Raw genomic sequence first — 11,845 nt, forward strand, 5'->3', positions numbered from 1 at the left:
AAGGAGAGAGACCATGAAGCGCCTGAGCCTGAATCCCCGATGCGCCCGCCTGCTGGTGACGTTGGGTGCGTTGGCCCTGTACGTGTTGAGCGCCGGTGCACCGCTGGCCTCGGGTGGCTGAGCCGCCATTCCTTTCCCGAGGGGCCAGGTTGGATGCGTCGTTGTGGATGATGCTGACTGTACCTTCCTAGCACGGTGATGCCGGTCCAGTGATACTGGTATACGCACTCATCTTAGGGTTTGTCGCAGGTGCAGTCAGGGCCTGGGTTGCAAGACGCCCATACACCGTTCCCGAATTGCAGTACCTGTGGTTGGCCGGATTGGCCTTTATCCCACAGTGGGTAGCCTTCTTCCTACCCTACACCCGCAATCATATTAGCAGGACAGGCGCAGCAGTGGCGCTTGTCAGCTCCCAGGTGTTACTTCTACTGTTCGCTTGGCGGAATCGGGAACACAAGGGCTTCTGGCTACTGGGAGCTGGGTTACTTTTGAATTTACTGGTGATCGGGGCGAACGGCGGCCTGATGCCGGTCAGTCCCGAAACCGTAGCCCGACTCCACGGTGTAGATGTTTCGGCGCTGGAGATCCCGGTTGGAAGCCGGGTGGGTACGTCCAAAGATGTGTTGCTCCCGACCACAGAAACCCATCTGGAATGGCTGGCCGACCGCTTTCTGTTGCCATCCTGGGTGCCGTACCGAGTGGCATTTAGCCTTGGTGACGTCCTTATCGCCCTGGGGGTTTTGGTCTTCTTCTGGCAGGCGGGAGGGGGATACTCCTCCCCGGCCGAGTCCCAGGCCCCGGTCATGGCGGAGCACCGCTCAGAAAAATAGAGTGAGCGAAAAGACAAGACAAGAACTGGGTCCGCCATTTTTGTTACGCCCAGTTTTTGTCGTGTTAGCAAGACGTTACAGCAGCCATTGCAGTAAAAGGCTTGGTCCTCCATCGAAGTATCTCGTTGAAACGGTTGGGACGAAAGGGTATAGGAAAATCACATGGCGATGCCAATCAAGTCTCTCGTGAATCAGCCCACAGCACTAAGCCAGAGCAGGCAAGGTGCCTCAAGCTCTGAGGTGAACCGCCTGCTCAGTGCCGCGCTGGTCAGTCGGCGTTTCTGCCACCTGCTGCTCACCGATCCTGCCGCTGCCCTGGCCGCCGGCTATAACGGCGAGCACTTTGATCTGACGCCAGAAGAACGGGCACGAATTTTGGCCATCCAGGCAAAGTCGCTACAGGACTTTGCGGCCCAGCTGTTAGATCTCGTGGCCGAGCAGGCGGCTGATGAAATCGCCGGGCCGGACCTGGTGTATTCCCACAGCGGCATGGCGGCCAGGATTGGACGCCGTCCCTGGCTCGGCTAAGACAGGGGGCGTCCTTGGATGGCATAGGAAGCTGTGTAAGGCGGTAGAGCGTCTCCTCTCGCATCCTTTTTTGGGGGGCGATTTCTTGTAATTCTGGGTGCAGGGATACCCTGCTCCTTTGCCTTTAAGGCAGGGAGGTCAATGAGGGGTATTGCCTGCGTCCAGAATTGATTTTCAAGAGGGGACAATGGTTGGACTAATCTCCAGAATTATCAAAAAAATTGAGTTGCGCTGAGTTTGGATAAGGAAACCAAAATCGCAATGAACCATCCGTCGGATCCTTCTTCGCAGAAGCATACATGGTTGCCGGCAAGCCGTTTGAATGAAATGGGGCGACAGCCCGATCCCCCGCAAATCCATTCGGAGCCAGGTCCCCAGGCCCCCGTACCTGCCAGTGTCGATTGGTTGGTTGCAGGCACCGTCCACGATTTTAACAATTTGCTCGTGATCATCATGAGCCATGCCCGCATGGCCTTGAACAAGGTGCCTGCGGATAGCCCAGCCCGGCGACACCTGGAGCGCGCCATCCAGGCGACCCGCCACGCTGCTGATCTCACCTATCAGCTTCTGGCGGACATGGATCGGGAGCGTACCCACTCCACCTACGTGGATCTGAACCAGATCGTGGTCGAAGTGGTGGAATTGCTGGAGCCGGAGCTGGCTTCTCGGGCCCGACTTCACTTAGCCCTGACCCAAGAATTGAGCCTGGTATGGGCGACACCGTTGCAGATGCGGCAGGTGGTCATGAATCTGCTCCGCAACGCGGCCGATGCCATTGCGCAGCCGCCAGGCGAGATTGTGGTCCGAACGTACGAAGAAGTCTTAACCACCCAGGAAACCCGGACTTTCCAGGGTGGTGGTGGGTTGGCTAGCGGGCCGTACGTTTGTCTGGAGGTGCAGGATTCTGGCGTCGGCATGACACCGGAGACGCTGGCCCACATCTTCGAGCCCTATTTCACCACCAAATCCACCGGCCGTGGCATTGGGCTGACCGCGACCCTGGGCATCATTTACGCCCACCTGGGTGGGGTACGGGTCGAAAGTGCACCTGGCGTTGGCACTACCTTCCGGGTGTATCTGCCCGCCCTGGCCGATGTGGACTGAAAGCAATAGGCGGCTTCTGTCCCGGGCTCGTCCATAACCGCACATCGTGGTATCTCATTGCTCTTTCAACGCTGAACTTGGGACGCTCATCGATGACGAGTACAGCCTGGCGTCAATACCATGGCGGAAATTCGGCGGCACTGCCTCTGGCAGAAACCCCCGGCGAATTCCTGCCGGGATTAACTATCCATCTCCCATGCTGTGATCGTTTTATTCAGACTGGATACAACCCACTGCTGGCGCGGTGGGTTTCTTTTTTGTGATGTATTTCCCAGGTTGGACCAATGGCATGGTCCATCAGGCGCAATTTTCGTGACTTGATCCCGGACTACTACAGTCTGGCGTAAATACCACGGCAGAAATTCCGGGTGTCCTCTGGGCGCGCTATCTCTGGGAGAAACCCTCGGCGAATTTCTGCCGGGATTTACTACATGGGCATACATTCAGAGAGGAGCGGATCATGAAGGCGTGGATAGGGAATCAGGCGGTCAGCCGTCGTACCGTTTTCGGGCGTATCCTGGCGTTTTTTCTGAGCCTGATACTTCTGGTGGGTACCCCGATGGTTGCCTGGGCGGACGTGCCGGAGTCCTTCCGGATCCCCCCCTGGCCAGGGCATGAGGCTGGCGCCTCGCCTGTTGTTCAGACGTCCGATCAGTCGGCACTTCGTTTGCTGGTGGATACCGACTTGGGTGTGGACGATGCGGCTGCCCTGATCTGGCTGCTGAGCCAGCACCGGTATCCTTTGGAGCTCTTGGGCGTGGTCACGGTCGCTGGCAACACCACGGTGGAAAACGCTACCAATAATGTGCTTCTGCTTCTTTCCTTGCTCGAACGGAATGACATTCCGGTGGTCATGGGTGCGCATAAACCGTCCAACGTGCTCCTGAGCAGCACCGGAAAGCTCATCCACGGGCCGGATGGGCTCTGGTTTCTGGGTGCCCAGAATCCGCAAGAGGTTGATGCGGTTGATCGCAAAGCAGCCCGGTTTTACTGTGATATGGCCCGTACAGAACCTGGCGCTGTGGTCCTGGCCCTGGGGCCTTTGACAAATCTGGCCCAGGCCCTGCGGCGTTGTCCGGCTGATATGGCCAACCTGGGCCGCCTGGTGGTGTTAGGCGGTGCCAAGTTCGGCGGCAACACGACGCCGGTGAGCGAATACAACTTCTGGCAGGATCCGGCCGCTGCCGCCGAAGTTCTCCAGTCGGGATTGCCCATCACCCTGGTGCCTATGGACGCGTTTGGCCAGTTCAGCTTGAGCATGGCAGATGTCGCTTCGTTGCAGCAGGACGGTGTTCCAGCCATTCAATTCTTGGCGCCGGCGCTCCAGGCCTATCTGGGCGTCCAGCTCCAGAGCGGATCGGCTGCGGTAGTGCCCGATCCGGTTGCGGCCATGGTGGCCCTGGATCCCAGCCTGGCCACGTTGCACTCAGCCCTGGTCAAGGTGCTGGATCGGCCGGAGGTGGCCCGCGGCCAGAGCCTGATTGCCCTGTCCTTCGCAGAGCGCATCACCTTGATTGCAGATGATCGGGAGTTGAGCCAGATCGCCGACCAGGTTTTCAGCGATCCAGGCTTTGATTATCTGGCTGCCGTGGGGGCTATTTTGCAGCGAGAGCCGGACAACGCCCTGGTGGCCATGGACGTGGACGCGGCGGCGCTCTACCAGATGTTCATGGATGACTTGAGCCAGTCTGTATCTGCCTCTGGCGCAGCTGAACACGAACCGTCGCCAATTCAGCTTTTCCTGCCGTCGGTGCAAAGTCGTTAAAGGCCGCTGGGCAAGACAGGAAATAGATGGCGGCTGAATTCGGAGAGTCAAAGGGAGGGAGAATTCATGGGACACACCGTGGATGAGATCCGCAGCGAGCTTTATGCACTGATTCGGGATTTGGGCAAGGATGGGGGATTGGTCAGCCCGTCGGTCTACGATACGGCCCAGGTCTTGCGTTTTTATCCGCCCAAGGAAGGCGTCGATCCGGCGCTGGACTGGATCATCAGCCGCCAACGGGCCGATGGTGGCTGGGGCGATCCGGCTGTTCCCCTGACCCGGGATGTGCCGACCCTGGCCGCGGTGCTGGCACTGCATCAATATCGAGGGCAGGAGCGTTCGACCCAGGAACGGATCGAGGCGGCCCTGACCTTCCTGGAACATCAGCAGGTTTATTGGCAGGACCCGCCCATAGACGCCCTGGCCGTGGCGACCGAGTTGGTCCTTCCCCGCCTCTTGGATGAAGCCCGGCACGCCGGTCTTCCCGTCTCTGCCGACTGGTACCGCTCCCTGCAGCCTTTGCGCCAAATGAAACTGCAGCGGCTCCAGGGGCGCCGGCTACGGGCAGGGGATGCCCCCCTCTACTCGTGGGAGGCCCTGCAGACGGGCTTCTCGGTGGAGCTGTTGGATAGTACAGGCGGAGTGGGGCACAGCCCAGCCGCTACGGCGGCATGGTTACGGGAGGCAACTCGGGAGGGCATTTCGCAAGAAATTTGTAGAATTGCCGAGGGGTATTTGCACCAAGCCAATCGGGCGACATTATGCGACATCCCAGGTGTGATGCCGACGGTATGGCCTATATCAACCTTTGAGTTATCTTATGGGTTGATGTCCCTCGAAATCACTGGCGCTCTACCACATCTCGAGCGTTTTGATGGAGTTCTGATGCAAGTTGAGCGACTAAAAGATGGATTGCAAGCGCGTAACGGTGTTGGTATTAGCCCGGCATTCGTTGTCGACGTGGATTTGACAGCTGCTGGATTAGCTGCAATTGCACATATGAAGGGGCAAGTGTCTTGTGACGCTCTTAGTCAGTTCTGTGTAGATGACCATTATTATACCTTTGTTAATGAATTAAACCCTTCTGTGCTGTCAAATGCCCATGCAGTTTATGCTCTGGCCTGTAGCGGTCACTCTGCCACACCTACTGTTCAATTTCTCCTGAAACAACAGCAGCCTGAAGGCCATTGGCTGGCGGATAAATGGCATAGCTCCTGGCGCTATACCACTTTGGAGGTGGCAGTAGCTCTTATTGAACACGGTCACGTAGCTGTCTTGGATAAGACTGCCCACTACTTCGCCCTTGATCAACATCCTGATGGTGGGTGGGGCATGGGCGAGGAATCTTCAACCGTTGAGACAGTTTTCAGTACCACTGCTTTGTACCAAATCAACCGCGCTCTGAAAAAGACACAGACGATACCAATGGATGCCATGTACGCAGGGCAACAATGGCTGTTGAAGCGATATCGTCCTCACACCTTTCTTCAGCATGATTACTGGATGGGTAAAGAGTTATATTCGCCATATCGGGTGGATCGCATTTATGAACTAGGGGCTATATTCGCGATAGTTATGCAACAGGAAATGACATTGCAAGAAAAAGGTGTACAGTCATGGACGTAGTCCTTAGTTTACATGACTTCCTGCAGGCTCCTGCTTCAGAAGTGGCCAAAGTGGCTCCCCAAACCATCATTCTGACTACCGGGGGAACCCGACGGGCAGCGGCCCTGGCAGGCATTTCGCCCACTACGGATGAGTATGCAACTTTTACGATGGCCCAGATGCTGTCATGCCTGCAGCTACTGTTCGACCATGGCATTCGATACATCTTTGCAGGGATCATGACCGAAGCCAATTATCACGAAATTACACCGAATTATCGAGAAAACCTTGTCCGGTGGACGGAAGAGGGACTGGCGAGCAGCCAGGCCTTGCAACAATATCGACAGCTCAATTGGCAGGTCAGACTCCTTGGCGCCCATGCGTGGCCAGAACTGGCGCCTGTCGCGAGACGATTAGAGCAGGAGATTCCTGCTCGGAGGAATGGTCCGGCAGTATGGTTTACTATTGCCACCGACCCGGATGACTACTGGCATCTTGTGGCTGGCAAGATTATCGAACATGGGAAATTTTCCCGTTCCCAGGTGATACGGGCTATTTTAGGGCAGGATGTTCCTCCGGCAACTTTGTATCTGGGCTCTGGCAAACCTCAGCTGTTGATCTCGCTGGTTCCCCCAGTGCTCATCGGCAAACTGGAATGTTACTGGCGCCAGCATCTGGGGTTTGCCCTGGATAAAGCAACGTTGCGGCACATATTGTACGATTACGCCTATATTCGTAACACAAGTATGCGAGATAAAACAGGCCGTGCTGAGCGAGCTCTTCACTACCGCCAGGCCTGGGAAAATCCCCCCGTCGTCGGCCTGGGGACTCGCCTGGGGCCCTTCTGGTACCCTGCGCCCATCTCCCCTGTTCCAGACCCATTGAACGAAGGCCATCCCCATGGTTGAGGCTGTCATCCTGGACCGGGATGGGGTTCTCACCTATTTTGACCTGGAGGTAGCGGCCGTCCATCTGGCCCAGTTGATTCCCATGCCCCTTCATCAACTGGCAGAACGGTGGTTTGCCTGGGGATCTCACCATGGCGCTCCCCAGAATTTGGCCCAGGAGCAGCAATTTTTCCAGGAATTCTGGCTGGAAATCTGCCAGGAATTGGGCCTGCCAGAGGCTATCCGACAGCAATTGGTGGCGTTTGACTACACCGTCTGCGTGCGGCCCTATCCGGAGGTAACCCAGGTGCTGGCCGCGTTGGACAAACAGCCGGTACGAATCGGGGTGCTTTCCAATTTCGCCCTGGCCAGCCTGGAGGCTTCCCTGGAGGCGGCAGGCCTTGCCCGGTATATCGACGTGGCCTGTGCTGCACCCGTGATCGGAGCGGCGAAACCCGCTCCCGCTGCCTATTTGACCGTCATGGAACGACTAGGGGTGGATCCGACAGACTGCCTGTTTGTGGATGATGAAGAAATCTGTGTGGAAGGGGCCAGGGCTGTGGGCATGCGTGCCTACCTGATGGATCGCCAGCGGCCAGACCATGATCTGGCCGCCCACATCTTGCGCGACTTGACGCCCCTGCCCCATCTGACCGGCCACTAAACTCCCCCAGATTCCGTCTCATACCAGTTGTCTTGCGGAGCAGCACCCTTGATTTCGTAGGTCCGGTTTCCATAGGTGACTGCAGGTCCGGTATGGAAACCAGACCTGTGATGCCTCTTGACATTAGGCCTGATTAGACGTACAGGACGGGACATCAGGCCGGTTTTGCAGAGCCCGGCATGGTCGCGCGCTGGCTATAGCGTTCCAGGGCTGCCCGGAGATCGTCGATTCGGGTGGGTTTAGGCACAAAATCATCCATGCCGGCAGCCAGACATTTCTCCTTATCCAACTGCATGGCCGCGGCCGTCATGGCAATGATGTAAGGGCCCGTTGCTCCCAACTTCTGGCGGATCTGCCGTGTGGCCTCCAGGCCATCCATTTCCGGCATTTGCACATCCATCAAAATCACGTCATACGGCCTGTGGATGGCCGCTTCAACGGCTTCGATGCCATTGGCGGCCACATCAGCCTCGAAACCCAGCCGTTTGAGCATCTGAAGTGCCACTTTGCGGTTGACCAGGTTGTCCTCCGCTAGCAGAATGCGGATGGTGGAACCACTACCTCCGGCTTCGTTGGCCCCTGGGGCCTGTGGCGCGGTCACCGTGGGGAGCCCTTGCTGGGAAGGCGCCATCAGGCAGCGGGTCAGGGCCTGGTGGAGGCCTGATGCCTTGATGGGTTTGATGAGCAGGATATCCCCGTTTGGCACCGCAGGCCCCCCTTTCAGGCGATGGATGGGGGAGATGAGCCAGATGGTGGGGGTCGACCGGAGCCAGGATGGCCGTTCCTGGCCGGCATGGGTGCCATTCCATGCCGGTTCGTAGGCCAGGAGGCAGGCATCAAACCGTTCCGGGCATCTGTCCGCTGCGGCCTGGGCAGCGGCGAGGGAGGAGACAGCGGTGGGCTCCATTCCCCAGAGGCTGCAGTATTGGGCCAGGAGTTCCCGGCTTCTGGCATGGGGTTCTATAATGAGAACACGTCGGCGATGGAGCGCGGCGGTAGGTGCCAGGTGCCCGGCGTCGCCGTTCCCCCCTTCACCGAAGGATTGGGTTCGAATGGTGAAAAAGAATGTCGAGCCTACACCCTCCTGGCTCTCCACCCAGATCTGGCCGCCCATCAGCTCGCAGAGATGCTTGCTGATGGCCAGGCCCAGGCCCGTCCCGCCATATTTCCGCGTGTTGGAGACATCAATCTGGTTGAAGGGCTGGAAGAGCTCGGCCAGCCGGTCGGCAGGAATGCCGATGCCCGTATCCTGAACCGAAAATTGCAACTCGTATTCTCCCTCGCATAGGGGGCGGGCACTCAGACGGATCAGGATCTCCCCGGTCTCGGTAAATTTGATGGCGTTGGCCAGGAGGTTGAGAAGCACCTGGCGCAGCCGGGTGGGGTCTCCCAGTATCTGGACTGGCACATCGGGCTCCACCCAGTAGAGCAGTTCTAGATCCTTCTCCGCTGCCTTGAGGGCCATCAAATCGATGGTTTCCTCCAGACATTGCCGAACGTCAAAAGGCTTCTGCTCCAGCTCCAACTTGCCCGATTCCGCCTTGGACAGATCGAGGATATCGTTCAGGATGGTCAACAGGCTGTCGCTGCTCTGGCGAATGGTCTCGACAAAATCCCGCTGTTCAGGGGAGAGGTCGCTGGCCAGCAACAGACTTGTCATTCCGATCACCCCGTTCATTGGGGTGCGGATTTCATGGCTCATATTGGCAAGGAAGGCGCTTTTAGCACGGGAGGCCGCTTCGGCGGCTTCTTTGGCCCGGCGCAGATTTTCTTCATGGGTCTTGCGTTCGGTGATGACCGTCAGATTGACCAGGAGCTGACCGGGCCTGCCTCCTTCGTCCACGTTGAGGGCTGTGGCCCGACTCTGTACCCATTCCCATTCTGCCTGGTTGGCCGGACGAAATCGGAATTCACACTGTTTGCCATTGGCGGGCATTTCACTGAGGGAATGGCAATATTCCCGGACCAGGGCCTGGTCGTCCGGATGCACCCGTTCGAGAAAGGCCTGGGGGCTGTTGATCTGGCTGACCGGGCAGCCGAGAAAGACTTCACGGTTGCTGTACTCCCATTTCGGCTCTCGAGGATTCCAGATATAAATGAAGTCCGGCGAGTTTTCAGCAAGGCTGCGAAAACGTATCTCGCTCTGCTGCCGTTCTTCAAACTCAATCTGGAGGCGTCGGTTAACCTCTGCCAACTCGGTGGTGCGTTCCCGAACCCGCTTCTCCAATGCGGCCCGGGACTCCTCCAGCTCAGCCTGTCCGAGTAAAATTTCTGCGTTGGCCTTGGTAAGCGCCTTGACGGTCTCTCTGGCCGCCTTCTCGCTTTCTTCCGTGGCGCGGATGGTCCAGCGGAGTAGGAGGGTATTCATTGCAATGCCAATTGCAATGATGGTTAACTCATTTAATGTAGTCTCGGGCGGTAAGTTGGCATGGAGCCTTTGGGTGGATTCTAAACCAAATATCACACCGATGACGATTAGGGACATTACTACCACAATAGACAGCGCTTTTCTTCCCAGCAATAGTCCAGCAAGGGGGATTAAAATCAAATAATCGATGATATGGGGATTACGCAGGCTTTGAAAAACAAATGTGTTTACATAAGTCACGAGCGCAAAAAATAAGCTAATCACCAGTAATGCCGCCTGCATGACAAACCCGATACGCAGCAGATAACTACTGGCGAGTAAGGTACTAATCAAAGCAAGATCGATCCAGAACAGACTTTCTTTCGCCTGCGCGTCCATTTTAGAAATCGGAAGTAGTCCTATAAGAATGGACAGAAAGAGGAGAGATATCAGATTGATCACATTCAGCCAATAGGCCGTATGCGTCTTCTGTGGATCCTCTGGAAATTTCGGTGCAGCGAGCAGGCGCCCCAGTTGTTTCAGCATGTCGATTCCTTCGGAAGAGGCCTCTGTCAATTTGATCCAGTCCAGGCGGGGTGTCCCATCCCGCCATGTGGATCCATCCGGATGGTCACCCGTGCGACCGGCAGCGCCGGATCCTGGTATCCATCCCGGCCGGAGTGGCGTGAGACACGGCGAGCGGACAGCACTTGGATGCCATCTTCTATTTTACCGCCTCTGGCGCTGACGGCATCCTCCAATGTTCGGACCTTTGCCCCGATATTTGACGTAGTTCCCTGTCAGCGTTCTTTGTCTGTTGCCTCTGGATACACACACCGCCGGATTGTTGGTTTCCCACGAACTGCCGAGAACCGAACCCCGCGCCAGAAATGTGGGTCTGACTGCAAGTCGTCGTTTCCATCGTAATAATGGTATCATACTGATGACAGACACTGCCGGAATGGCCACGTCCATCCATGGCCCATCCATACAACCACCCGAGCGTGCTCCTTTCTGAATTGAGGTGACCCGATGACCACTCCAACTTTACGCGGGATCTTCGCCCCCACGCTGACTCCCTTCCAGCCCGACCTGAGTCCGGACATCCCTCGCTGGATTGCCCACTGCCAGTGGCTCCTGGAACAGGGATGCCACGGGCTCTGTCCCTTTGGGACCACCAGCGAAGCCAACTCCCTCTCCGTAGAGGAGCGAATGGAGATGTTGGCGCAACTGGTGGACGCCGGCGTGTCCCCCGATGTGCTGATGCCCGGCACAGGCTGTTGCGCCATCCCAGACACGGTGCGCCTGACCCGCCACGCGGTGGAGCTGGGTTGTGCAGGCGTTCTGGTCTTGCCGCCCTTCTATTACAAGGGCGTCAGCGATGAGGGGCTCTTCCGCACTTTTGCCGAAATCATCGAGCGGGTGGGGGATAGCCGGCTGCGCATCTACCTCTACCACATTCCGCCGGTGGCGCAGGTCGGCTTTAGCCTGTCCCTGATCGAGCGACTGCTGAAACACTACCCCTCCACTGTGGTCGGCATCAAGGACAGCTCTGGCGATTGGAACAACCTGCACGCTCTGTTGACACACTTCCCCGGCTTCGGCACCTTCACCGGCTCCGAGCGCTTCCTGCTCCAGACCTTGCAGGCCGGCGGCGCAGGTGCCATCAATGCGGTGGCCAATGTGATCGCCGCCGCGGAACGTGCTCTGTACGACGACTGGCAGTCTGCCAAAGCAGCGGAGCTGCAGCAGCAGATCGTCGCCTTCCGCCAGGCGTTTCGGACCCTGCCACCGATCCCGGCCCTGAAGCAGATCCTGGCCGACCACCGCGGGGATCCCACCTGGCTCACGGTGCGGCCTCCCCTGGTCGGCCTGACCGAGGCGGAAGTAGCGGAAATGCAAGCCGCGCTGGCAGGTTCGCCCATCCTTCCTGCCCGGGAGGCACTGTAGAAGTACCCTGGACTGCAGTCGCGCCCGGCCATACTTGCCTCCTGCCTGACGAATTGATATACTTTCAGGCACTTTCTGGACTGGCCATGTAGAGGCTCTCTGAGCGCACATGACAGTCCCCTCCATTTCGAGCCCGTGGGCCGATGGCGTCCCTCTCCCACGCTA

Annotated in this window: 9 protein-coding genes; 8 read left to right on the forward strand and 1 reads right to left on the reverse strand. The window is 57.7% G+C overall.

Translation table 11 applies throughout. The features are described from left to right. Window positions 1-209 precede the first annotated feature (209 nt). The 7 genes from FKZ61_RS04510 to FKZ61_RS04540 all read left to right on the forward strand — a co-directional run bounded on the left by FKZ61_RS04510 (window position 210) and on the right by FKZ61_RS04540 (window position 7,383). Complete coding sequence (locus FKZ61_RS04510) at window positions 210-830, forward strand: DUF5317 domain-containing protein (protein WP_211358410.1); 621 nt, start codon at window positions 210-212, stop codon at window positions 828-830. 162 nt (window positions 831-992) lie between these two features. Beyond that, entirely contained in the window at window positions 993-1,358 is a 366-nt protein-coding gene (locus FKZ61_RS04515) for a hypothetical protein (RefSeq protein ID WP_141608891.1), read from the forward strand. A 453-nt stretch (window positions 1,359-1,811) separates the two neighbouring features. Continuing rightward, window positions 1,812-2,462 (forward strand): sensor histidine kinase, encoded by a 651-nt coding sequence (locus FKZ61_RS04520; RefSeq protein ID WP_229964140.1) that lies wholly within the window; start codon window positions 1,812-1,814, stop codon window positions 2,460-2,462. Window positions 2,463-3,021: 559 nt separating this feature from the next. Then, complete coding sequence (locus FKZ61_RS04525; protein ID WP_268251884.1) at window positions 3,022-4,227, forward strand: nucleoside hydrolase; 1,206 nt, start codon at window positions 3,022-3,024, stop codon at window positions 4,225-4,227. 66 nt (window positions 4,228-4,293) lie between these two features. Continuing rightward, a complete protein-coding gene (locus tag FKZ61_RS04530; RefSeq protein ID WP_141608894.1) occupies window positions 4,294-5,853 on the forward strand; it encodes a prenyltransferase/squalene oxidase repeat-containing protein in 1,560 nt (519 codons plus the stop codon). Next, a complete protein-coding gene (locus FKZ61_RS04535) occupies window positions 5,844-6,740 on the forward strand; it encodes a hypothetical protein (RefSeq protein ID WP_141608895.1) in 897 nt (298 codons plus the stop codon). The genes FKZ61_RS04530 and FKZ61_RS04535 overlap by 10 nt, the downstream gene beginning before the upstream one ends. Further along, entirely contained in the window at window positions 6,733-7,383 is a 651-nt protein-coding gene (locus FKZ61_RS04540) for an HAD family hydrolase (RefSeq protein ID WP_141608896.1), read from the forward strand. The genes FKZ61_RS04535 and FKZ61_RS04540 overlap by 8 nt, the downstream gene beginning before the upstream one ends. A 154-nt stretch (window positions 7,384-7,537) precedes the next feature. Here FKZ61_RS04540 and FKZ61_RS04545 read toward each other — a convergent pair whose 3' ends face one another. After that, on the reverse strand, window positions 7,538-10,276 hold the full coding sequence (locus tag FKZ61_RS04545; protein WP_141608897.1) for a hybrid sensor histidine kinase/response regulator: 2,739 nt from the start codon (window positions 10,274-10,276) through the stop codon (window positions 7,538-7,540). 486 nt (window positions 10,277-10,762) lie between these two features. Between FKZ61_RS04545 and FKZ61_RS04550 the strand changes: the two genes are divergently transcribed. Then, entirely contained in the window at window positions 10,763-11,680 is a 918-nt protein-coding gene (locus FKZ61_RS04550; RefSeq protein WP_141608898.1) for a dihydrodipicolinate synthase family protein, read from the forward strand. The last annotated feature ends 165 nt before the right edge of the window (window positions 11,681-11,845 follow it).

The sequence above is a fragment of the Litorilinea aerophila genome (genome assembly GCF_006569185.2).
Lineage (GTDB): Bacteria > Chloroflexota > Anaerolineae > Caldilineales > Caldilineaceae > Litorilinea > Litorilinea aerophila.

Excerpts from the sequence above, each read along its gene's own strand:
- FKZ61_RS04515 (WP_141608891.1), top strand. The coding sequence starts at position 993 with ATGGCGATGCCAATCAAGTCTCTCGTGAATCAGCCCACAGCACTAAGC.
- FKZ61_RS04520 (WP_229964140.1), top strand. The coding sequence starts at position 1,812 with ATGAGCCATGCCCGCATGGCCTTGAACAAGGTGCCTGCGGATAGCCCA.
- FKZ61_RS04525 (WP_268251884.1), top strand. The coding sequence starts at position 3,022 with ATGGTTGCCTGGGCGGACGTGCCGGAGTCCTTCCGGATCCCCCCCTGG.
- FKZ61_RS04530 (WP_141608894.1), top strand. The coding sequence starts at position 4,294 with ATGGGACACACCGTGGATGAGATCCGCAGCGAGCTTTATGCACTGATT.
- FKZ61_RS04535 (WP_141608895.1), top strand. The coding sequence starts at position 5,844 with ATGGACGTAGTCCTTAGTTTACATGACTTCCTGCAGGCTCCTGCTTCA.
- FKZ61_RS04540 (WP_141608896.1), top strand. The coding sequence starts at position 6,733 with ATGGTTGAGGCTGTCATCCTGGACCGGGATGGGGTTCTCACCTATTTT.
- FKZ61_RS04545 (WP_141608897.1), bottom strand. The coding sequence starts at position 10,276 with ATGCTGAAACAACTGGGGCGCCTGCTCGCTGCACCGAAATTTCCAGAG.
- FKZ61_RS04550 (WP_141608898.1), top strand. The coding sequence starts at position 10,763 with ATGACCACTCCAACTTTACGCGGGATCTTCGCCCCCACGCTGACTCCC.